Raw genomic sequence first — 21,993 nt, forward strand, 5'->3', positions numbered from 1 at the left:
CAAAGCTTCGTGAACTTTAGTTTATTTAAAACTTACTTTGAAAAACTTCGCGAACTTTGCGAAAAACCTTTGTGGCTTTGCGTTAAAAAAAAATAGAAATGACAGCCTTTTTTTGTTGTCAATATTTATTTAGAGTTAGATAATTTTATGTGTAGTCCCTACGGGACATTTTCGGGGGGCGATAATCTATGTTCTACCGATATTTAACCTCTAACGAGGTAAACTTACTGCAATTTAGAAAACTCCGTTAGGAGTTAAATATCGGTAGAAAAAAAAATGTGATCACAATATAATTGTCCTGTAGGGACTATACATTTTTTATAATAATTATTAGTTTGATTTTTATGCGGTAATTGCTAGGGGGTGTCCCTGCGGGACATTTTTCGAGGGGCGATAATTTCTGTTCTACCGATATTTAACCTTTAACGAGGTAAACTTATTACAATTTAGAAAACTCCGTTAGGAGTTAAATAACGGTAAAAAAAAATTTGACCACAATATAATTGTCCCGTAGGGACTATACATTTTTTTATAATAAATTATTCGTTTGATTTTTATGCGGTAATTGCTAAGAGAGTTGTCCCTACAGGACAATTTTGCTTACGTCATATTCTTTTTTCTACCGACCATAAACTCCTAACGGAGTTTTTAAAATTTTGTAAAAATTACCTCGTTAGAGGTAAATCGTCGGTAAAAAAATAAACGACTCGTTCCATAAATTGTCCCATAGGGACAACTGAAATTTTAACCAATCGAAAATTCCGCAAAGCACGCTAAGATTTTATAATATTTTGAACGCAGCTATCATAAAGTTCGCAAAGCTTTGTGATCTTAGTTTTTATTAAAAACTTACTTAAAAAATCTTCGTGAACTTTGCGAAAAACCTTTGCGAACTTTGCGTTAAAAAAACAACCTCAATAAAAACATTATCATTCGATAACAATAACATAAACTCATTTCATCATTAAATCGATAAAATTGCTGCTTATTACTTTTAATAAATTCCCCATTTTGCAAAAGCTTAAAACCTATGAATTTAAAATTTACTTCGCCAATAATTATACTCTTTATAATATTCTTCAATAATACCATTTCAGCCCAAAACCAAAAGAATTTAGACGGCGTTCAGGTTGCATTTTTATCTGATGTTCATCTTCAGGATTTGTTTGGAAGCTTCTCTGATAATGAATTTAAAGGTGTTTTGAATACCAAAACCGGAAAATATGCGTTAATAAGAACGATGGCCTCGCAGTTACATTCGACGAGAATTTTCAATGAAAATTATTTTGCCTTCATCGCCGCTCTTGAAGATATTGCAAAAAGAAAAATAAAATATGTTGCACTTCCGGGCGATTACACCGATGACGGACAGCCGATACACGTGCGCGGATTGAAGAAAATTTTAGATCAGTACCAAAAAAAATATGGTATTGAATTTTTTATAACGACCGGAAATCATGATCCGGTTGGACCATTTGCTCAGGAATCGGGAAAAGAAGATTTTTTAGGAAAGGAAGGAAAAAGCCAACCCATTTTTAGCAAAGACGGCATGTATAAGCCAAACATGAATATCGAACAGCCAGTTGTCATAACAGCCGATATTGCTAAAATGGGTTATTTAGGCATAACTAATGATCTGCAAAACTTCGGATTTTATCCGAATAAAAAATACAAATTCTGGTCGACTCCTTTTGCCAGTTATAATTCCCAAAACTACAATTACAAAAAAGCCGTTGAAGCTTCTCAATTAAGCAAAAGAGTTTACAATGTTGCGCCTGGATTTGAAGTTCCGGACGTAAGTTATGTTGTTGAACCAATTGACGGCCTTTGGTTAATGGCAATTGACGGAAACGTTTATATTCCGAAGAAAACCGATGGCGATCCAAAAGATTCTAAAAGTTATTCAGAGGCAAGTACAGGATATAATAATGTACTTTCAAATAAAAAACACCTTATAAAATGGGTTCAGGATATTTCGGCGGAAGCCAAACTTCGCGGTAAAACTTTAGTTGCTTTCAGTCATTTCCCAATGATTGATTTTAATGATGACGCTTCCGCGGAAATTAAAGAATTATTAGGCCCGAATAAATGGCAGTTAAACCGAGTTCCGGTTGAAGAAGTAGCGCAGGTTTTTGCCGATGCAGGTTTGAAGATTCATTTTGGCGGACACATGCACATTAACGATACAGGATTGCGTACAACTGCAAAAGGCAATACTTTGGTTAATATTCAAACGCCGTCGCTTGCCGCATATATTCCGGCTTATAAATTATTGACGATTAAAAAAGATAATCTGGTAGATATTCAAACTATTACAATTGATGAGGTTAAAGGATTTGATGAACTTTTTGATTTGTATAAAATGGAATATCAGTTTTTACAAAGTCAGAACGCAAAGGACATTTGGAATATCGATATTCTGAAAACTAAAAATTACCACGATTTCACCGATTTCCATTTGAAGGAATTGGTTCGATTAAGATTTTTATCTGATGACTGGCCTTCTGCTTTTAAGGATTTTATTCTGAATGTTTCTGCCAATGATTTATTGGTTTTAGCTAATATTCAATCGGATAAAGATTTTGATTCTATTCTGAAAAACAAATCACAATTTCAAAAAGAATGGAATGAGGCTGAAGCAAAATCGGAACAAATTTTAGCTCAAAATAACCTCAAAAAAGAAGATTTTAACTGGAAAGGAAATGATCTTTTAATTGATTTTTACCGTTTTAGAAGCGCCGATGAATTAGCTCTTGTAGATGTTGGAGAAAAACGTGTCGCAGCTTATAAGGTTTTATCGAAGCTGTATTTAGAGAATTCTAAAGAAGAAGCGTCAAAACCTTTGCAAAAACAGATGAAGTTATTTCTTGTCATCTTTAACAAATTCATGCACGAAGTTCCCGCAGATCATTTTACAGTTGATTTGGAAACGGGTGAAGTTAAAAGCTTGAAGTAATTTTAGTGTTAGATGTATATTTTTAACGCAAAGAGCGCAAAGGTTTTTCGCAAAGAACACAGAGTTTTTTTAAAGAAGATTTTTTATAAAAATCAAAGTTCACAAAGCTGTTATTTATAAAGCTTTGTGAACTTTACGTTTATTAATAAACACTTAAAGAACCCTTTGCAAACTTTGCGAAAAACCTTTGCGCTCTTTGCGTTAAAAAAATCACAGCCATAAGCTGAAAGTAATGGCACGCAGATGACGCAGATTTAAACAGATTTTTGTCATTTCGACTGAAAGGAGAAATCGCACTCGTTAATCTACAAAGAAAATCGCCAATCTTTGTCGATACACTAGTGCGATTTCTCCTTTCAGTCGAAATGACATACTTTATGTTTTTCAAATTTCAAGTCCCAAAAGGAACCTGAAACTTGAAACAATAAAACTTGAAACTATTTTTCACCATTAACCGGATCAACTCTCACATAAGTTCCATCATCATATTTAATTTGATAAGGAGAATTAAAGAAAGTACTCGGCAGGTAATAATCTGTAGTGATGATTTGTGCTCCTGACGATTTCGCAGCGTTGAAATGCGTGTAATCATTCGCTCTTGCTTCTTTTGTATCAGCATCAGCTCTCGTTCTTATTATGTAGCCTTTTTTAACTAAATCAGGTATTGAAGCATCTTCAGGATTATTTCTGAATATTGTTGCAGCTTCTGGTTTTCCTGGCTCGGCGTTGATGAAAACCGCGCGTCCTTTTAATGACGGATGATTTAAAGCATATAAATCTCTTTTTGCTCCGTTATTATCCAAAATAAACAAGAATTTACCTTTTGCTTTCTTTAGCGTTGGCCAGTTGTTGTTTAAAACTGCTTCTTCAAGCGTTTTGTATTTTCCACGAACCATGTCTGGTGTAATTAATTTATTTCCTAAACCTTTACGAAGTTCTTTGTCTAAAGCATCAAAAAGTTCAGATGTAAATTTCTCAGCTTTTGTTCCCAAGTAGCTATCATCGTCTTTTGGTTCTAAAGTAATAAAAACCGGAACGTGATCAGGATTTGCGTCAGACCATTTTTTTAGTTCTGCAAGACAGCCCTGAAGCGTGTAGCAAGAAGTTCTAAAATCGATATCAATCATATGAAAAACTTTAAAACCCGGTTTTTTCATTTCTCCATTTGGGTCGTAAGCTTCTTGTGGTTTTACAATGTCAAGACCTTTTGGGTGTACAAATTTTCCGCCTTGAGGATCGCCCTGAACATCAATTTCTAATTGACGTAAACCTTTATTCAACTGGTCTGTAAGGCTAATGTGTGTGTATTGCAAACCTTTTAGTGAACGTGTAGTATCTTTTGCCTGAATAAAATTGAATAAGTCAGGTTCGATATTATGGCGGTAACTGTTGTGCGAACCGATAACTTGTATTTGGTTGATTTTTAAATTCTCATTTTGCGCTTGACTCAATTGTACTGTCCCGGCAAAAAGCAATGCAAACAAAATTTGTTTCATGATTTTTAGATGAAATTAGGATTAAAAAGTATGGAGACGCGGCAAAAGAGAATTACATTTTAGAGATTACTAATGTAGCGCCGCAATTTAATTTTTGTGTTAGCTAAACGAAAAGAAATCGCAAATCGATTATCATTTTTGCCCGAAAATCGTAGTATTAATAAAACAAAACAATTCAAAATTTAATTTAAAGATAACTTTCAGGCAAAAACTATTGGTATAACATTTCCTTATTTTACATCACTTAATGTGATTAAAATAACCAATGAAGAATCCTGAAATTTTTGAAAAAACGTATACTGATTACTGGCAGAAACTCAATGCCTTTTCCTATACGATGACTCAGGATAAAGACTTGGCGCAGAATATTGTTCAGGATGTTTTTATTGATTTATGGGAACGAAAAGACGATTTGAACATTAATGCAATCGAACCTTATTTATTCAGAGCGGTAAAAAATCAGATCTTTAAACATTATCAAAATAATCGTTTCGATAAGACGATTATGGAAGATAAATTTGAAGATTACATTATTGACAACTTTCAGTCAATTGATCCCGAAGTAATGGATTTACTTTATTCCTTATTAGACCAGCTTCCGGAGAAAAGAAAAGAGGTTTTATTAATGTATAAATTTCAGGATATGTCAATTGATCAAATTGCAGAAGAACTTGGAATTTCAAAACAAACGGTGAAAAACCAAATTTCATCGGCATTAAAACAATTACGCGAAGGCTTGAAAGATCTGGCCTGGATAGCTCCAATTATCTTTTTTAAACAAAATTTTTAAGATAACTTTCTGTTAATGGTTTCATAATATTTCCGGATAGTACGATTTTAAACTTTCGGTACTTATAGGTAACAATAAGTATTATGATAAAAAGAATTAAACATAGTTTAGAATATCTTATAGATAAAAGTTCTCGAAATAAAACTTCAGAGGCAGAAGAAAATCTGCTGAATAATTTTGCTTTAAGCGAATATCAAAATTCTAAATGGGATGAATCTTCAATGGGAAATTCTGTTGAAGTTTCTAAAAATATATACGACGGAATTCAACTTCGAATTGTACATAAAAAAGCATTCAATTTTAATCCGTACCTAAAATATATGGCGGCTGCCAGTATTCTTTTTCTTGCTGGTTTAGGTTTTTTCTTTAAGCCTGATTTTGCAAAAGAAAAACAATTATCATTTAAAACGTCATCGAATCCCAAATCTATCAAATTAAGTGACGGCTCGAAAATTTATCTGGCAGCAAACTCATCATTTCAGTATCCTGAAAAATTCGAAGGCGACGAAAGAAAAGTCGTTTTATTAAAAGGAAATGCCTTTTTTGAAGTTGCCAAAGACAAGAAACATCCTTTTATAATCACTTCTGGCGAGCTTAAAACTAGAGTTGTGGGAACTTCATTTCACATTCAAATGTCAAAATCTAAATGCGAAGTCATTGTTGTAACAGGAAAAGTAAATGTTACTTCAAAAGGGCAGAGCGTTGATTTAGTTCCAAATGAAGAAGCATTATTTGAATCGCAAAAACTGACCAAACAACTGGCTGATAAATCATTTTTGGTCAATTGGTACAATACAGATGTTACTCTGGATCAGACTACACTTAAACACGTTATCACCATTTTACAATATAAATACGGAGTTTTATTTCAATATGATAATGAACAAGTATTAGCAACGCCGTTAACGGTATTCATTAAAAAAGACGCAGCATTAGAGAATGTTTTAGAACAAATAAATTATATCACAAACCTAAAATTCAAAGTTTATGGCGAAATAGTAAAAGTGGATTAAAAACAAAAAAGCAGTTGCTGAGAACAACTGCCATTAATAATTAAGTATCGTAAAAAAACCAATAACTTAAATCATGTATTTTAAACCTTCTTATTTAAATCTAAAGAGTTGTATCTTTTTAGTACTAGCGTTACTAACCATTCAGGGTGGTTTTAGTAAAACTAACTTAAAAAAATCAAAAATAGAAAATAAAATAGAAAAAGCTACACTTGTTTCTATTTTTTCAAAATTAAGTCAGAAGACTGACTATAAGTTCAGTTACGGACAAGCTGTAATTGCTGATAACACATCGTATGTTGTAGATTATAGTAAAGAATCGGTTACATCAATTTTGAGTGATCTTTCAAAAAAAGCTAATTTCAATTATAACATCAACGGAAAATTAGTTTTAATTCAGAAAACAACTTCTGCTAAAATTTCTAAAGCCGTAGATGCTGAGAAAATAAAAGTAAAAGGAAAAATTGTTGACGAGAACGCAGTGCCAATGCCCGGTGTAACGATTTTAGAAGCTACAACTAAAAATGCAGCAGTTAGTAATTTTGATGGAGAATTTGAACTTTCTGTTGAAGAAGGAAAAACGCTGGAAATTGCTTATTTAGGATATAAAACTAAAACAGTTACGGCTCAAAAAGGTTTTATGACTATTCAATTAGAACCAAACACTTCAGAATTAAGTGAAGTTTTAGTGGTAGGTTACGGAAAACAATCTAAAAAAGATGTTACCGGAGCAGTTACACAATTAGAAGCTGCAAATTTCAAACAAGGAGTTAACGTTTCTGTAGATAATTTAATTCAGGGAAAAGTTGCAGGTGTACGTGTGGTAAACACAAGTGGTGAGCCAGGAGCAGGAGTAAATGTTACGATTCGTGGAGTTGGATCTATCAGAAGTGGTAGTACACCTTTATTTGTTGTTGACGGAATGCCATTGACTAATGATGATGTGAGCCCTTCTGGAAGTAATGTTGGATTTGGTAACTCATCTGCAAAAAATCCATTAAACTTTTTGAATACAAGTGATATCGAATCGATTACGGTTCTTAAAGATGCTTCGGCTGCAGCAATTTACGGTGCAAGAGGATCTAACGGAGTTGTGTTAGTTACAACTAAAAAAGGTTCAAAAGGAGAAGGAACATTAACTGTTGACTCTTATATGGGAGTTTCGACTGTTGCTAACAAATTAGACGTTTTAAGTGCAAGTCAATATAGAGGTGCTATTAAAGATAAAGCATTTGACCATGGTGGAAACACAGACTGGCAAGATGTAATTTACAGAAGTGCAGTTACTAAAAACAATGCGTTGTCTTTTGCAAAACAAACAGAATCAGGAAATTATTATGCATCTGTTGCACAAATGGATCAGGAAGGTGTTATTCGTAACAGTAATTTCAAACGTCTTTCGGGTAGAATCAATGCTGCAGAATCATTTTTAGATAACAAACGTTTAAAAGTAAAAATGAATCTTACTGCAAGTGAAACTAAAGATGATGGTGTTCCTACAAGTGATGATGGTGGTTCTAACGGACAGTTAATCGTTCATACTTTAATGGCAAACCCAACAAGATCAGTTTTTGATGAAAACGGAAACTACACAAACTTTAACATGAATGCGCATTATAATCCTGCTTATTTATTGAGTATTTATGAGGATCAAACGCGTACGCTGCGAGTTTTAGGAAATTTTGAAGCGTCTTTAAGAATTATTGACGGATTAGAATATAAATTAAATGTTGGTCTGGATCGTTCTACAGCTGAAAGAAATACTACTATTTATCCAAACGTGACGGATTTAAATCCAAAAGGAAAATATGTTCAAAATAATTTAGATTCTAAAAACTCTTTAGTTGAACATTATTTAACTTATAATCTTGCATTAGACAAACATAAAATAGAAGCTTTAGGTGGTTTCTCTTATCAAAAATTTGAAAGATCAGGAACAAGTTTCAGTATTGACGGAATTGCTGCTCAGGGAGTTGGTATAAAACCATCAATTAATCCTGGATTTGCCGGAATTCAATCAGGAACTACAGGTTATGCTCAGGAAAATGAATTACAATCGTATTTTGGCAGATTAAATTATTCTTTTAATGACAAATACCTTTTTACAGCTTCGATGAGAGCTGACGGTTCTACACGTTTTGGTGATAACAATAAATACGGTTACTTCCCGTCATTTGCTTTGGGATGGAATATTTCTAAAGAAAGTTTCTTAGAAGATGCAACCGCTATAAATAACTTAAAACTTAGAGCGAGCTGGGGACAAACAGGAAACCAGGAAGTTCAAAACAAATTGACTAAAGCAAGTTATTCATTATCTGGTCCAGACGGATATTATTTATATGATGATTTGAATTTGGTTAACGGAGTTTCTGTAACAAGAACAGCAAATCCTGATTTGAAATGGGAAGTTGTTACACAATACAATGTAGGTTTAGATTTCAGTTTATGGAATGATAAATTGTACGGAACTGTTGATTATTTCAACAAAACAACTACAGATGCGATCTTAAACGTTCCTTCAAGCCCTTTGAAACCAACAACAACGGTGTGGACAAATATTGACGGGAAAATCGTTAACAAAGGTTTTGAAATTATGTTAGGTTCAAAAATCGTTGATACTAAAGATCTTAGCTGGAATATTGATGCAAACGGAGCAACATTAAACAATAAAATTGAGGACTTACCAGTTTCAGAAATCTTAACAGGAACTATTTCAGGGCCTGGACAATCTGGGGTAAATGCTAACATTTACAAAAGTGGTTATGCAGCAGGTTCATTTTATTTGTTACAACATGTTGGTTTTGATGATAAAGGCGGAAACATCTTTAAAGATCAAAACGGTGACGGTAAAATTGATAACAGCGACAGAATTATTATTGAAGGAGCTTTACCAACTTTTTACTACGGATTTAATAGTGACATGAGATACAAAAACTTTAGTTTTTCATTCTCAATCATTGGACAAACAGGTGGTTACTTATTGAATAATACAGGATTGAACGCATTAAATATTAACAACCTAGCTTCTGACAGAAACGTTGCTACAGGTTATTATGAGTCTGGTGCAAACCCTGCAAACTCACCAATTTTATCAACACTTTTCTTAGAAAAGTCTGATTTTATTAGATTGAATGCAGCTCGTATTGGTTACAATTTTGATTTAAAAGGTCAAAACTGGATCAACGGATTAACACTTTATGTAACAGGAAATAACCTGATCACAATTACAAACTATACAGGATATGATCCGTTAATCAACAGTCCAAAATCAAACGGAGGAAATCAATCTATAGGTATTGATTACGCTGCTTACCCAACTTCGAGAACCTTCAGTTTTGGAGCAACTTTAAAACTATAATAAAACATGAAAACAAAGACATCTTTTAGCATAAAAATTATAACGATATTCTCTTTTATTTTTCTATTAAACAGCTGTACAGATCTTAATGAAGCTGTATTAGATGAAAAATTAGGAACAGATGCTACAGACCCTGCAGGTTCGCTTGCTGCAGCATATGACAGACTTGGAGACGGAACTTTTACAGATCACGGAGCTGTTTTTGCAATGCAGGAATATACTACAGATGAAGCTATTTTACCAACTCGCGGAAGTGACTGGGGAGATGGTGGAAAATGGAGAGATATGCATGAATTTACTTGGACTTCAAGTAATGCTATTATAGTAGGTAACTGGGATTTATTGACAAACGGAATTACACGTTCTTTAACGGCAATTAAATCATCTGAAGAAAATACTTTTCCTGAAAAGAAATTATTTTTAGCAGAAGCAAAAGCTCTTTTAGCATATTATACCTATACTACATTAGATCTTTACGGACAAGCTCCATATAGAGATCCGTTGAATGTAGATGCACCGATACAAATTTTAAAAGCAGATACTCAAATTGACCAATTGATCAAAGATGTTGAAGCGATATTACCAGATTTGGCTGATATTGGAACTCAAAGAACGTACCACGGAAGATTTACAAAACAAGCGGGTTATGCTTTTTTAGCGACAATGTATTTAAATCGTGCGACATTTAAAGATCGTTACAATGCTTCATCAAATTTCAATTTTAATGAACCAGCTGTATCAGGTACAGGAACAGATATGGACCGTGTTATTTATTACACTTCATTATTGATTGATTCAGGGAAGTTTAGTTTAGAAAGCGACTTTTTCAAAAACTTTGCAAGAGACAACGATAATGGTAAAGAGCTTATTTTTGCAATTTCTCAAAAGATAGATTATATCCGTAACGGATCTAACAGTTTTGCTTATGTATGTATGGAGCGTAACCAGAGAACATCTGCTTTAAACAGAGGAACAAATGCAGCATGTACAACTCCTGAATTCTACGCAAGCTGGGATGGAAATCATGACGATCCAAGATTTGAGCAGCATTATCAATATGCTGATGGTACATGGTTTATGAATGATGGTACAGATGTAAGTGTGCCTGCAACAGATATTGTTCCTAAAAGCAGCCCAGCACAACCTTGGTTCCATTTTAACAGAGGTATTCAGGCCGGACCTCAATATGGTCCTGTATTATTGACTTCTGCATCTTTTCAAATGATTGGTAACCGTATTAAAGTTTCTCCATTAGTTATGGAAAAAAGTACTACTACGAGAATGGATTTTACACCATCATTAACGTTTGCAGATCCTACTAAATCTGTTTTTGCTCAAAATGAAATCAATCAGGGTGCTCGTGTATTTAAATATGAGTTTGATCCGGAAGGAGGAAACGGAAACAGTAATGTTGATATTCCTTTATTCCGTTTAGGTGGAATGTACGCTATGAGAGCTGAAGCACTTTACAGAAAAGGAAGCACAGGACCAGCAATGGATGATTTGAACAAATTGCGTACAAGCAGAAAAAGAGAATCATTATTTGCAAATGCTCCGGGAAAAGCGCTTACTTCATTAGATGGAGCGCAATTATATAAAGAATTAGGTTTCGAATTATACTGGGAATTACAAAGAAGACCAGAGAGCATCCGTTTTGGAAAATTTGATTTAGCCGGAACTGCAAAAGCTGCTACTCAGCCATTCAGAAGATATTTTCCAATTCCACAAACAGTTATCGATCAAAAACTGTTTAAACAAAACCAAGGATACAATTAAGAGTTTGTGTTAGTTTATTTTTTATTTTTTTTTGAAAAAAGCCTGTCTTCGAAAGAAGCAGGTTTTTTCTTTTTAAGGAACAGAGGTTCAGAGATGCAAAGGGACAAAGGTTTTTATTGCAACAGGTTATATTAAATTGACAAAGATTTTCCGTAGAGACGCACAGCAGTGCGTCTAACATCGCGTGAGAACAACACATGTTTTATTGGAATGGAATATTGGACGTTAGACGCACTGCTGTGCGTCTCTACAGAAAAAAACTTAGAACCTTAGCATCTTAGAATCTCAGAAACTGAAAAAAATATAATAAACAATTAAGAAAAATGTAAGATTTAACTGTTTGAAAATAAGTAAATTTGAGTAGCATTTGATATTGGATATCAAAAGAATAAAACAACTATTTAAATAACTCAAAAAGTGTAAAAAACCATGATACATCAAATTGACACTACCGATAACATTGTTGCCTTTAGAGCATTGGCAGAAGTAACAAAAGAAGATTTTTTAACCGCTGTGGTTCCTGCAGTAGAACATTTAGTAAAGCAAACTAACGAAATCAATTTTTTATTGGTACTCGACACTGATATTAAAAATTTCACAGCCGGTGCATGGCTTCAGGATGCACTTTTAGGATTAAAACATTTAGGGAAATGGAATAGGGCGGCCATCGTAACAGATTCTGAAGATATTATCTCTTTCACAAACGGGTTCAGTTATGTAGTTCCCGGAGAATTCCACGGATTTAAAAAAGAAGCTTTCAACAAAGCCTTAAACTGGGTTGAAGGAAATATAAATTTGCCGGCTAATTAATAAATTAGCTAATTAGAGAATGCGACAATTAGATAATTGATCATCAGCAAATAAAAACAAACATGACATTAATAGAAAATGCCCGTTAGGTTTAAAACCTTAACGGGCATTTTCGCAATTAGCAAACGTTTTTCTTTTATTACTTTGCTACTTTTTTATAAACTGCTGCAGACAATAATGGCAGTGCAAGACTTCCTACAATTGCGGCAGCTTTATTATGTCCGGTTTTCTTTAAAACAGCTCCAACTAAAATAGAACCAAATCCGGCAATAGCCAGCTGTTTTACAGAAAGATTAGCAGTATTATTTTCGATAGGTTTTATTCCGTGCAATAATGGGTCAATGAATTGTAAATTTTCCATGATTTTTATTTATTTAATTATACGTATTTCTATTTGTTAATATTCTTTTCTTTATCAGTTTCAGTCTCAATTTTTTCAATTTCCACTTTTTCTTTTTTTATAGCTTGTCGAAGAAGTGCAAAAAGACTCATATAAATGTTTGCCATAAACACCAGCGAAAACCCGGCCAAAATATAACCGCGCCAGTCGTTTAACAAAAGTTTATAATCTGTCAAAAATAAAAAGCCAATTGTAACGTAATGACTAAAACAATATTCGCAGGTAAAAAGATAAAAGAACTTTCTAGTGAGTAAAAACTTCTCATTTTGAGACCGTTTTACACACCATTCATGAGGTTCTCTAAAAATCTCTTCGTGCGTTATAGTCCAGCTGATACAAGCTATGGGAACAGCCAGTATAAACAGCCAGAAAATTTGAGTTGCTATAGTCATAAACTGATAATGCTTTAACTAGTTTTTCTTATTCTCTCGGGTGGTTTTCCGGATAATGTTCAGCGTCAAAATCGTCTAACTCTTCGTCATTATCAAGATCTCCGTCTTTTTCTAAATCATCTTCAGAATCTAAATCCGGATCATACTCATCATCAAAATCATTTTCTTCACCGTCATTGGTAATGGCATCATCTTCATTTATGATTCTTTCCTCATTTGGAATATTTTCAGATCTAACATTCGAATTTTTTTCAAAATCCTGTTCAGGATGTTTCAAATCTTCGATAAACTCTTCCTGATATTGATAAGGATCTTCATCTCTTGCATAATTGTCATTATCTATCAGTGTATTTTGCTCTATAACATCAGGATCGCTTTCGCCAAATTCCCAATTATTTTCTTTCTTTAAATCCTGTTTGTATTGATCTTCATTAGAATACGTCCCATCTACAAGCGTATTTTGATCTATAAAATCCGGATCCGTATGACCGTAGTCATAGTTGTTTTGCTTTTCCATGGCTTTACGTTTTAAAGTTGTATTTTACAAAGTTAACAAGCGTGTAGACGGAATGTTTTACAGGAAAATAAATTATAGTTGCATAATTAACAGTTGGTTATATAATACAAAGTATTATTGAAAGAAACTGGTTTAGATAATTCTTCAGATGAGAATAAGCTTTTCACCCTAAATTAATATTTAAAGGACTTTTATGAGATATTCTAAATATTTGATGTTAGTTAATTTTATAGAAATTTTAGAAATGAAATGTTCCATCGGAACATTTCATTGGTAGACTTAAATAGCATTATTTTTTATTACGTTCCGTAGGAACGTTTGATAATATACACAAAGATGGCAAACACATACACACAATTACATATACAATTTGTATTCGCAGTAAAATTCAGAAAAGGATTAATTGCAGCAGAATGGAAAGACAGATTACATCAATACATAACTGGCATAATCCAATCAAATCAACATAAAATGCTTTGTATAAACAGCATGCCAGATCATATTCATATATTTATAGGAATGCGCCCAACGCAATCTGTTTCTTCACTAATTCAAAATGTAAAGACAGAAACAAGTAAATGGATTAAAGAACAAAAATTCTCCGTGAATTTTGCTTGGCAGGAAGGTTACGGAGCATTTTCATATTCAAGGAGTCATGTTCAGAATGTAATTCATTATATACAAAATCAGGAACAGCATCATAAAAAAGAAACATTTTTGGAGGAATATCAGAAGCTTTTAAAAGCATTTGAAATAGAATATGACGAACAATATATTTTTAAAGAACCAATTTTGTAATATCAAACGTTCCTATGGAACGTAACTAAAATACGTATATTTTTTTTCTACCAATGAGATGTTCCTACGGAACATTTTCGTTTTGAAGTTATCAATTGTTGGTAATGGAAGATAATTTTTTGTATTCATTAAAATATTATGTTCCGTAGGAACATCTTGTAGGTAGTCCTAAATTGATTAATGAAAATAACGTTCCGTAGGAACGTTTGATTATAATAGAGAACATTTGTATTACAATTTTGAAATAACCAATTATGTATTACCAAACGTTCCTACGGAACGATATCGAAAACGCAAATATTTTTTCTACCAATGAATTGTTCCTACGGAATAGTTCTAGCAAAATTTTATGGTTAATGATTTTTTATGATATTTAGATTATAAAAAATATTTTTGGCGACTTTTTTATTTCATTAAATTTGACTTATCATAACACATTAAAACTTTTTGCAGGAAATGCAATGTTATAGACAATCCTAAATTTACTTGGATTAATACATAATTAAAGAATAAAAGAATATGAAAAAACTAATTTTAATTCTACTGTTTTTATTGCAAATCTCAGCAGTCTTTGCACAGAATCAATCTGAAGATCCTTCATCAAAAAAAATTATCGGAACCTGGTATAATGATGCAAACCGAAATGCAAAATGGATATTTGGTTCAGATGGAAAATTGTATAATTATGACAAGGATACCTTTAAGGTTATGTTTCGCTACACTATTTCACATAGCTGTCAAAATAATTCAGATGATAATACCGAATTTATAACTTTAATGGATAAAGACGGAAATGAATTTTGTTTTAAAATAATTGCCATAAATGAGAATAAAAATGGGATTTTATCTTTAACCAAAATGGATACGATGCAGCCACTTTTGTTTGTTAATAATGTAAATATTAAAAGCGGAATGTAATATCAAAAGTTCCTACGCAACGATATCAAAAAAACTATTAAAAAAATGTTCCCATGGAACATTTTTTTGTTTTGAGAAATAAAACTTTGCGTCTTTGTGCCTTTGTGGCAATTTTTTTTCCTGCATTAAATTTTCATTAACAAAAAGTAAGATTTCATTAGTTTATATTTGTAAGGCACAAATTAATCCTAAAGCACTGTACCTCATGAAAATCAAGTCTTTTTTGTATGTATTTCTATTTGGTGTTTTTTCAATTTCAGCTTATAGTCAGAATGTGAAGCTGTTAAATATCAATCAACTTAATGAAAGAATCAAAAACGGAAAAGACAGTACTTATGTAGTCAATTTTTGGGCAACCTGGTGCGCACCCTGCATTAAAGAACTGCCGCATTTCGAAAAACTCAGCGCAGAACACAAATCCGAAAAATTGGCCGTTTTATTAGTAAGTCTTGATTTTAAATCAAAATTAAGTTCGAATGTCGTTCCGTTTGTGAAAAGAAAAAACCTTAAAAATGAAGTATTTCTTTTAAACGAAAGCAGTCCGCAGGAATTTATCGACCGAATTGATCCAAGCTGGTCAGGAAGTATTCCCGCAACACTTTTTATCAAAGATGACAAACGAAAATTTGTAGAAAGTGAATTTACCTATGAACAATTATTAACTGAATATAAAAAACTGTAAACCCGTAAACCATGAAAAAAATAATTCTATTATTCGCATTGGCACTTTCTGCCTTTTTAGCGCAGGCGCAAACAGGAACAACTCTTAAAGCCGGAGATACTGCACCGGATTTTAAGTTAAAAAATGTAGACAATAAAGAAGTTTCTTTTGGAAGTTTTCCAAATGCTAAAGGTTATATCGTTGTTTTTACTTGTAATACATGTCCTTACGCTGTAGGTTATGAGCAAAGAATCATTGATTTAGATAAAAAATTCAAACCACAGGGATATCCGGTAATTGCCATTAATCCAAACGATCCGGAAGCTTCTACGGCAGATACTTTCAATAAAATGCAGGATTTGGCAAAAGAGAAAAAATACCCTTTCCCATATTTATTTGATGCAGGACAAAAAATTACAGACGAATACGGAGCAAAACGTACACCTCACATTTTTATCGTTTCTAAAACTGCAAAAGGAAATGTAGTAGAATATGTTGGAGCAATTGACAACGATCCCGAAGGAACAAAAGCGGAAAAAGTAAAATATGCCGAAGATGTAATTGCATCTTTAAAAAGCGGTCAAAAACCAGCTGTAACTCAAACTAAAGAAATTGGCTGTACAGTAAAAAGAAAAGCAAAAGCTTAGTTATCAGAATTTAATTTGTTTAAAAAACGCCTCATTTATGAGGCGTTTTTTTATGAAATAGTTTCGCTGATTTTTTGTTCTTTAAGTTCCAGTTCAGCAATAATTTGTCTTTTCATTATCGTCTGAATATAATCTTTTGCTTCAGCATAAGAAATATCATATTTACGTGGAATATCCTGAAAATGAACAGGAAAATCAGCCAATATTTTATCGTAATAAATATCCAATTCCTTTTCGTTTGGCATTTCAAACTTTAGTTTAATTTGAAATCTTCGCAGTAAAGCTGTATCTATACTGTTGTAAAAATTGGTAGCGCAAATCAGAAAACTATCTGTTGGTAAATAATCGATTAACTGAATAATAGTATTTACCAAACGTCTCATTTCGGCAACATCTTTGTCGTCGCTTTCACGGCTTTTTCCAATTTGATCAAATTCATCCAGAAATAAAACAGCTTTTTCGCGAATCGCTTTATCGAAAATAGCTTTTACATTTTTAGACGTTTCACCAATTTTAGCATTGATTAAAGTGCTCAGATTGATAATAACAATACTTTTATTTAAAGCCGTTGCAATAGCTTTTGCAGTTGTCGTTTTCCCGCAGCCAGAATGCCCGTGAAGCAGAATTTTATTATCAACTTTTAAATTGTACTTTTTTAATTCTTCAATGTATTTATGCTCTTTTATTGTTTGAAGCAAGGCAGATTTATTCTCTTTGCTAAAAAGCAGATCTTCAAGCGCAATTTTTTCAGTATCGGTTACAACAAGTTCGTACAGATTCATTTGAGATTTTATTTGGTGCAAAATTAAGTTTTATTCTGCAATATTTTCATTCCAGACTTCTTTCCCTAAAAAACGGTTTCCAAAAATAGAAGTTCCAATTCGCACCATGTTTGAACCTTCGGCAATAGCTAACTCTAAATCCTGAGACATTCCCATCGAAAGTTTTAAATTGGTTATTCCATCAATTTTTGCATCATAAATTTCATCCCTTATTTCTCGAAGCAAACGAAGCGACGGACGCATTTTTTCTTTCTCAACATCTAATAATCCAATCGTCATTAATCCTTTGATTTTTAAAGTGTCATACTTCCTGATTTCTTTAATAAAAGAAACAACTTTTGAAGGTTGCAATCCAAATTTACTTTCTTCAAAAGAAGTGTTGACCTGAATAAAAACATCAAGATTTCGGTTTTCTTTTAAAAGTTGTTTGTGTAATTCCTCTGCGAGACTTAACCGATCCAGAGATTGAATACAGCTTACATATTTTAAAACATCTTTGACTTTATTAGTTTGTAAATGACCAATAAAATGACGTTCTATTTTTAAATCTTTTAATTCAGAATCCTTATCTCTGAACTCCTGCATTTTATTTTCACCAATCAGGTTTTCTCCGGCTTCAATTGCAATTTGTATTCTTTCTGCAGGAACAGTTTTGGTTGCCAATAATAATTGCACATCAAAAACATCTCTGCCCGAAACTTTACAGGCATTTTCAATACGATCGTGAACCTGTTTCAAATTAAAAATAATATCCTCTTTCATATTCACAAAGGTATCGCAATCGTGGAATGTAAAAAAGATCCAGTTTTTTCTATATGAACTAGTCCAGATTCTTAAAGAAACCAGACCAGAAAATGCTCAGAAATGACAAAACTGGATTATTTAATGGTTAGGTATCCTGCCTAATTTTGTCTCGGCAATAAAGTCAAATTAAAATCAAATCAAGATGAGTAATTCAATTTTTTATCATGCAGGTTGTCCAGTTTGCGTAAGCGCAGAACACGACATTTTAAATTTAGTAAAAGATGTTGAAGTAGTAAACATCGGAGAAGACAGATCTCGAATTGCTGAAGCTCAAAAGGCTGGTATAAAATCAGTTCCGGCTTTGGTAACGCCAAACGGGAATGTATTGCACATTAATTTTGGTGCTTCTATGGAAGAAGTGATTGGGTAAATACAAATAGTCTTCAAACTTTGTCAAAGTTTTAAACTTTGACAAAGTTGACTTATCAGAGTAAATAATATACTTAAAACAAAACAAGGAATTTAATTTTTAACACATAGAAACATAGATTTTTTCTTTTAAAAAGAGCGCAAAAAGAAACTAGTTTCTAACACATAGCTATGTTTGTTTAAACAAGTGAAACGCCTTTACTACGCTTTAAAAACTATGTCTCTATGTGTTTAAAAATAACAACACAACAAATAAAAAAATAAAAATAAGATGAAAGTAGCAGTATGGGATACTTATGTAACCCGAAAAGACGGTAAAATAATGCATTTTGATATTTTGGTTGATGAAACTACAGAAGATGCAAATCAGGTTTTTGAATATGGTAAAGCATACCTTAAAACAGTTTTACAGGAAGGTCAGCCTTTGACCTCAAAAGAATGCAGATTTTGTCATATCGATAAAGCTCCTGCAGATATAGAAAATCAAATTCTTAAAGACGGTTTTTCGATTATTGAAATGGAAAACTGTTATTAAATTTTTCGTTTAGAATTATTAATTCGTAGACTGAAAGTGTGGGGGCTTTCAGTCTATTTTATTTGTTATAATTATGAAAAATATCTTCGATTTAGAAACACAAAACAATAGTTTAGACGGAAAAATTACGGCAGGATTTGAACGCTTATCGCAGGTTTTCAGGGTTTTGTTGTGGGAAAAAGCAAAAAAACACGATTTGAGTCCGATACAAATTCAGGTTTTGATATTTATAAAACATCACACCAAAACTAAAGCAACGGTAAGTTATCTGGCGAAAGAATTCCATTTAACAAAAGCTACAATAAGCGACACGATTAAAATTTTGGAACAAAAAAAATACATTACAAAAGTTGTAAATGTCAATGATTCCAGAAGTTCTACAATTGAACTAACAACTAAAGGTTTAGAAATGGTTTTAGTTACCGAAGATTTTACAGATCCTTTATTTGATTTAGTAAAAATTGTACCTGAAAAGGAGAAATCAATTTTATGGAAAAATCTTAGTTCTGTAATTGAGCAATTGCATAATCTGCAAGTTATAAATGTTCAGAGTACGTGTCACAATTGCGGTTATTTTGTACAGCAAAACGGAAATAAGTATTGCCGATTAATGGGCATTAAATTAGAAACAAAAGACATCAGATTAGATTGTAACGATCACAAACCAGTTCGTTTATAAATATTTTGAAATTGCTTTTATTCCTTCTTCCATTTGTTCTTCGGTAAGCGATGCATATCCTAATCTAAATCCATTTATTGGAGTGCCAAAACTGAATTTTTCAGGAAACATAATTTTGATTCCTTTTGAAAGCAATTCGGTGCAGATTTTTTCTGAGTTAACAATTTTATTCGGAACAATCCAAAAAGCCAAACCGCCTTCGGGTTTAATAAAAGTAATTTTATCTTTTAAATGAAGTTTGCAAAGGCTTTCAAAATGATCTCTTTTGGCTTTGTAAATCAGGTTTGTTTTTTTGAGATGTCTCTTAATTTTCCCTTCATTGATAAGATGCAGAACCGCTTCTTCCATAATATTATCACCCTGAACATCAATTATTCTGCGGTGATTCGCTATTTTTTCAATATTTTGAGAAGAACTTGCAACGTAACCAATTCGCAAAGCCGGAGCTACAATTTTACTCAAAGTTCCAATGTAAATAAAGTTTTTCGCATTGCTGTAACTCGAAATGGGCAATATTGGACGTTGTCCGAAATGAAACTCATTATCATAATCATCTTCAATAATCGTAAATCCGTATTGATTCGAAAGTTTAATAAGTTTTAATCTTTTCTTCAAACTCATCGTAACCGTAGTTGGAAACTGGTGATGCGGCGTTACATAAATCGCTTTTACAGAAGAATGTTTTTTAAGATGATTTTCGACTTCATCTAAATCCAAACCATCTTTGGTAACACTAACCGGAAGCAGACTCGCACCGGCATTTTCAAACGCTTCCCAGGCAGGTTTATAACCGGGATTTTCGATTATCACATAATCTCCTTTTGACAATAAACAATGCGCCGCCAGATACATTGCCATTTGACTGCCGCGTGTTATGCAGATTTCATCCAGAGAAACATTCATTCCGCGTTTAAAATTCAGCATTTGTACAATCGCTTTTCGAAATTCGATATTCCCAAGTTCATTGCTGTAACCCATAATCTGCCAGCGCGATTTTCTGTTGAATATTTCTCGATATGCACGGGCCAGATCGTTCATAGGAGCAAGGCGGCTGTCGGGAAGTCCGTCATCAAAAACGAGATGCGGTTTATGGTTTTCGACTGTAATATTTACTTGTGTTTCTGCTTTTTTATTCGGGCTGATTTCAGGCAGGATATCGGCAATAAAAGTTCCTTTTCGTTCCATCGTAATCAGCCAGCCTTCGGCAATTAAAACATCTAAAGCTTCAATTACCGTATTTCTGTTCACATTTAATAGTCCAGCAAGTTGACGGCTTCCGGGCAAAGCATTTCCACTGGTTAGTTTTCCGGATTTAACCGCATTGATAATAGCATCAGCAATTTGCAGGTAAAGTGCTTTGTCTGATTTTTTATCTAAGTGAATTTCAAATTGCCAAGGTCTGAGCATCTGGACTAGTGATTTAAATTAAAAGTGTATTTTGTGGATAGACCAAATTTACAATAATTTTGTCGTGCAATAAATAAAAAAACAGCCAGAACTGATCATTAGTTTAGGCTGTTTTTTGGTTTTAGAATTCTCCTTTTTTCATGTAAGGCTGACCCCAAAGTATACTTTGCATTAAAACACTTTTTACCCAGGCATTATACATTTTATCAACATCGGCAGTACTTGCTCCGGTTTTTGCCAAAAATGGTTTTAACGTCGTTGTAACCGGAATGGTTAAAGCCGGAATATAACGATAATTGATCACAGGAACAGAAGTAACGTTATCTGTTTTGTTTTTCTTGGTGGTGTAATGTCTTAAGCCAATTTCATATTGGTAATTAAGCCAATCCTGATCGTATTTTGCTTCAGTCGTTTGGAGAATCCACATTTTAAAACGACCTCTGACTTTTGCCAAATATTCTCCGTCTGGTTTTCCGGTTTTGGTGTTTCCAAAAAAGTAAACCAATTGCGGCGTCGATCCCACAAATCCGTACCAAACGTCCAAAATGGCATCTGTTTGGCCTTCAAGAATGTCGTGACTCATTTGTAAATACTTTACATCTTCTTCAGAAAAAAGTAAAGATTGTTCTAAAAGTTTTAATTCTTCAAGTGTAAATGGTGATTTTGCTACTTCTTTAGTTCCGTACGTATAACCTTGCGGTGCTTTTGTTTCCTGCGCTGCGGTTTGCAGGGTAATAACTAGTATTACTGCTAAAATTGCTTTTTTCATTTTTTTGATTTTTTGTTAGGACATTATTGTCATGACAAACTTAGGTAGGCATCCTAACTAAAAAATGATCCAGTTTTTTGATTTATAATGCTAAACTGGTTTAAAAAGCTGTGATTATT

The 21,993-nt window shown here is 33.0% G+C and carries 21 protein-coding genes; 13 read left to right on the forward strand and 8 right to left on the reverse strand.

Going from position 1 to position 21,993, the window contains the following annotated elements; translation table 11 throughout:
* Window positions 1–1,030 precede the first annotated feature (1,030 nt).
* On the forward strand, window positions 1,031–2,956 hold the full coding sequence (locus ACODSB_RS05640) for a metallophosphoesterase (RefSeq protein WP_488936309.1): 1,926 nt from the start codon (window positions 1,031–1,033) through the stop codon (window positions 2,954–2,956).
* Between the two features lie 437 nt (window positions 2,957–3,393).
* On the opposite strand, the gene ACODSB_RS05645 is transcribed toward ACODSB_RS05640, so the two are convergent.
* A complete protein-coding gene (locus ACODSB_RS05645; protein ID WP_488936310.1) occupies window positions 3,394–4,452 on the reverse strand; it encodes a phosphatidylinositol-specific phospholipase C1-like protein in 1,059 nt (352 codons plus the stop codon).
* Between the two features lie 265 nt (window positions 4,453–4,717).
* Between ACODSB_RS05645 and ACODSB_RS05650 the strand changes: the two genes are divergently transcribed.
* From ACODSB_RS05650 to ACODSB_RS05670, 5 genes are all read left to right on the forward strand, one after another.
* Entirely contained in the window at window positions 4,718–5,242 is a 525-nt protein-coding gene (locus ACODSB_RS05650; RefSeq protein ID WP_073489226.1) for an RNA polymerase sigma-70 factor, read from the forward strand.
* Window positions 5,243–5,325: 83 nt separating this feature from the next.
* On the forward strand, window positions 5,326–6,255 hold the full coding sequence (locus tag ACODSB_RS05655) for a FecR family protein (RefSeq protein ID WP_488936311.1): 930 nt from the start codon (window positions 5,326–5,328) through the stop codon (window positions 6,253–6,255).
* 73 nt (window positions 6,256–6,328) lie between these two features.
* Entirely contained in the window at window positions 6,329–9,610 is a 3,282-nt protein-coding gene (locus tag ACODSB_RS05660) for a SusC/RagA family TonB-linked outer membrane protein (protein WP_488936312.1), read from the forward strand.
* A 6-nt stretch (window positions 9,611–9,616) separates the two neighbouring features.
* On the forward strand, window positions 9,617–11,386 hold the full coding sequence (locus ACODSB_RS05665) for a RagB/SusD family nutrient uptake outer membrane protein (protein ID WP_256635222.1): 1,770 nt from the start codon (window positions 9,617–9,619) through the stop codon (window positions 11,384–11,386).
* Window positions 11,387–11,815: 429 nt separating this feature from the next.
* A complete protein-coding gene (locus ACODSB_RS05670) occupies window positions 11,816–12,196 on the forward strand; it encodes a SpoIIAA family protein (protein ID WP_053471925.1) in 381 nt (126 codons plus the stop codon).
* A 139-nt stretch (window positions 12,197–12,335) separates the two neighbouring features.
* Here ACODSB_RS05670 and ACODSB_RS05675 read toward each other — a convergent pair whose 3' ends face one another.
* The 3 genes from ACODSB_RS05675 to ACODSB_RS05685 are packed head-to-tail and all read right to left on the reverse strand — an operon-like array spanning window position 12,336 to window position 13,505.
* The gene (locus tag ACODSB_RS05675; RefSeq protein ID WP_053471924.1) at window positions 12,336–12,557 is read right to left on the reverse strand and encodes a hypothetical protein; all 222 of its coding nucleotides are present in this window, start codon (window positions 12,555–12,557) and stop codon (window positions 12,336–12,338) included.
* Window positions 12,558–12,586: 29 nt separating this feature from the next.
* Window positions 12,587–12,988, reverse strand: coding sequence for a hypothetical protein (locus ACODSB_RS05680; RefSeq protein ID WP_488936313.1), 402 nt, complete (start codon window positions 12,986–12,988; stop codon window positions 12,587–12,589).
* Between the two features lie 28 nt (window positions 12,989–13,016).
* The gene (locus ACODSB_RS05685) at window positions 13,017–13,505 is read right to left on the reverse strand and encodes a hypothetical protein (RefSeq protein ID WP_053471922.1); all 489 of its coding nucleotides are present in this window, start codon (window positions 13,503–13,505) and stop codon (window positions 13,017–13,019) included.
* A gap of 336 nt (window positions 13,506–13,841) precedes the next feature.
* Between ACODSB_RS05685 and tnpA the strand changes: the two genes are divergently transcribed.
* From tnpA to ACODSB_RS05705, 4 genes are all read left to right on the forward strand, one after another.
* Window positions 13,842–14,303, forward strand: coding sequence for an IS200/IS605 family transposase (gene tnpA, locus ACODSB_RS05690; RefSeq protein WP_488936314.1), 462 nt, complete (start codon window positions 13,842–13,844; stop codon window positions 14,301–14,303).
* A gap of 519 nt (window positions 14,304–14,822) precedes the next feature.
* Complete coding sequence (locus ACODSB_RS05695; protein ID WP_488936315.1) at window positions 14,823–15,221, forward strand: hypothetical protein; 399 nt, start codon at window positions 14,823–14,825, stop codon at window positions 15,219–15,221.
* A 205-nt stretch (window positions 15,222–15,426) separates the two neighbouring features.
* The gene (locus ACODSB_RS05700; RefSeq protein ID WP_488936316.1) at window positions 15,427–15,903 is read left to right on the forward strand and encodes a TlpA family protein disulfide reductase; all 477 of its coding nucleotides are present in this window, start codon (window positions 15,427–15,429) and stop codon (window positions 15,901–15,903) included.
* 11 nt (window positions 15,904–15,914) lie between these two features.
* Complete coding sequence (locus ACODSB_RS05705; protein ID WP_488936317.1) at window positions 15,915–16,529, forward strand: thioredoxin family protein; 615 nt, start codon at window positions 15,915–15,917, stop codon at window positions 16,527–16,529.
* A gap of 50 nt (window positions 16,530–16,579) precedes the next feature.
* Here ACODSB_RS05705 and ACODSB_RS05710 read toward each other — a convergent pair whose 3' ends face one another.
* Entirely contained in the window at window positions 16,580–17,311 is a 732-nt protein-coding gene (locus tag ACODSB_RS05710; protein WP_488936318.1) for an AAA family ATPase, read from the reverse strand.
* A gap of 30 nt (window positions 17,312–17,341) precedes the next feature.
* A complete protein-coding gene (locus ACODSB_RS05715; RefSeq protein WP_488936319.1) occupies window positions 17,342–18,073 on the reverse strand; it encodes a YggS family pyridoxal phosphate-dependent enzyme in 732 nt (243 codons plus the stop codon).
* Between the two features lie 184 nt (window positions 18,074–18,257).
* Here ACODSB_RS05715 and ACODSB_RS05720 point away from each other — a divergent pair, with 184 nt between their 5' ends.
* From ACODSB_RS05720 to ACODSB_RS05730, 3 genes are all read left to right on the forward strand, one after another.
* The gene (locus tag ACODSB_RS05720) at window positions 18,258–18,485 is read left to right on the forward strand and encodes a thioredoxin family protein (protein ID WP_488936320.1); all 228 of its coding nucleotides are present in this window, start codon (window positions 18,258–18,260) and stop codon (window positions 18,483–18,485) included.
* Between the two features lie 270 nt (window positions 18,486–18,755).
* Window positions 18,756–19,019 carry a DUF2024 family protein gene (locus ACODSB_RS05725; protein WP_256635213.1) on the forward strand — a complete coding sequence of 88 codons (264 nt, stop codon included), beginning with the start codon at window positions 18,756–18,758 and terminating at the stop codon, window positions 19,017–19,019.
* 73 nt (window positions 19,020–19,092) lie between these two features.
* Window positions 19,093–19,698 (forward strand): MarR family winged helix-turn-helix transcriptional regulator, encoded by a 606-nt coding sequence (locus tag ACODSB_RS05730; RefSeq protein ID WP_488936321.1) that lies wholly within the window; start codon window positions 19,093–19,095, stop codon window positions 19,696–19,698.
* Here the strand turns inward: ACODSB_RS05730 and pdxR are convergent.
* On the reverse strand, window positions 19,693–21,105 hold the full coding sequence (pdxR, locus tag ACODSB_RS05735) for a MocR-like pyridoxine biosynthesis transcription factor PdxR (RefSeq protein ID WP_488936322.1): 1,413 nt from the start codon (window positions 21,103–21,105) through the stop codon (window positions 19,693–19,695). The two genes, ACODSB_RS05730 and pdxR, sit on opposite strands and share 6 nt — an antisense overlap.
* 121 nt (window positions 21,106–21,226) lie before the next feature.
* On the reverse strand, window positions 21,227–21,874 hold the full coding sequence (locus tag ACODSB_RS05740; RefSeq protein WP_488936323.1) for a protoglobin domain-containing protein: 648 nt from the start codon (window positions 21,872–21,874) through the stop codon (window positions 21,227–21,229).
* Between the last annotated feature and the right edge of the window lie 119 nt (window positions 21,875–21,993).

The sequence above is a fragment of the Flavobacterium sp. FG68 genome (assembly GCF_057808895.1).

Coding starts and splice junctions, on each gene's coding strand:
- ACODSB_RS05680 (WP_488936313.1), bottom strand. CDS start 12,988: ATGACTATAGCAACTCAAATTTTCTGGCTGTTTATACTGGCTGTTCCC.
- ACODSB_RS05705 (WP_488936317.1), top strand. CDS start 15,915: ATGAAAAAAATAATTCTATTATTCGCATTGGCACTTTCTGCCTTTTTA.
- ACODSB_RS05645 (WP_488936310.1), bottom strand. CDS start 4,452: ATGAAACAAATTTTGTTTGCATTGCTTTTTGCCGGGACAGTACAATTG.
- ACODSB_RS05700 (WP_488936316.1), top strand. CDS start 15,427: ATGAAAATCAAGTCTTTTTTGTATGTATTTCTATTTGGTGTTTTTTCA.
- ACODSB_RS05675 (WP_053471924.1), bottom strand. CDS start 12,557: ATGGAAAATTTACAATTCATTGACCCATTATTGCACGGAATAAAACCT.
- ACODSB_RS05650 (WP_073489226.1), top strand. CDS start 4,718: ATGAAGAATCCTGAAATTTTTGAAAAAACGTATACTGATTACTGGCAG.
- ACODSB_RS05710 (WP_488936318.1), bottom strand. CDS start 17,311: ATGAATCTGTACGAACTTGTTGTAACCGATACTGAAAAAATTGCGCTT.
- ACODSB_RS05640 (WP_488936309.1), top strand. CDS start 1,031: ATGAATTTAAAATTTACTTCGCCAATAATTATACTCTTTATAATATTC.
- ACODSB_RS05685 (WP_053471922.1), bottom strand. CDS start 13,505: ATGGAAAAGCAAAACAACTATGACTACGGTCATACGGATCCGGATTTT.
- ACODSB_RS05740 (WP_488936323.1), bottom strand. CDS start 21,874: ATGAAAAAAGCAATTTTAGCAGTAATACTAGTTATTACCCTGCAAACC.
- tnpA (WP_488936314.1), top strand. CDS start 13,842: ATGGCAAACACATACACACAATTACATATACAATTTGTATTCGCAGTA.
- ACODSB_RS05670 (WP_053471925.1), top strand. CDS start 11,816: ATGATACATCAAATTGACACTACCGATAACATTGTTGCCTTTAGAGCA.
- ACODSB_RS05725 (WP_256635213.1), top strand. CDS start 18,756: ATGAAAGTAGCAGTATGGGATACTTATGTAACCCGAAAAGACGGTAAA.
- ACODSB_RS05660 (WP_488936312.1), top strand. CDS start 6,329: ATGTATTTTAAACCTTCTTATTTAAATCTAAAGAGTTGTATCTTTTTA.
- ACODSB_RS05715 (WP_488936319.1), bottom strand. CDS start 18,073: ATGAAAGAGGATATTATTTTTAATTTGAAACAGGTTCACGATCGTATT.
- ACODSB_RS05695 (WP_488936315.1), top strand. CDS start 14,823: ATGAAAAAACTAATTTTAATTCTACTGTTTTTATTGCAAATCTCAGCA.
- pdxR (WP_488936322.1), bottom strand. CDS start 21,105: ATGCTCAGACCTTGGCAATTTGAAATTCACTTAGATAAAAAATCAGAC.
- ACODSB_RS05655 (WP_488936311.1), top strand. CDS start 5,326: ATGATAAAAAGAATTAAACATAGTTTAGAATATCTTATAGATAAAAGT.
- ACODSB_RS05730 (WP_488936321.1), top strand. CDS start 19,093: ATGAAAAATATCTTCGATTTAGAAACACAAAACAATAGTTTAGACGGA.
- ACODSB_RS05665 (WP_256635222.1), top strand. CDS start 9,617: ATGAAAACAAAGACATCTTTTAGCATAAAAATTATAACGATATTCTCT.
- ACODSB_RS05720 (WP_488936320.1), top strand. CDS start 18,258: ATGAGTAATTCAATTTTTTATCATGCAGGTTGTCCAGTTTGCGTAAGC.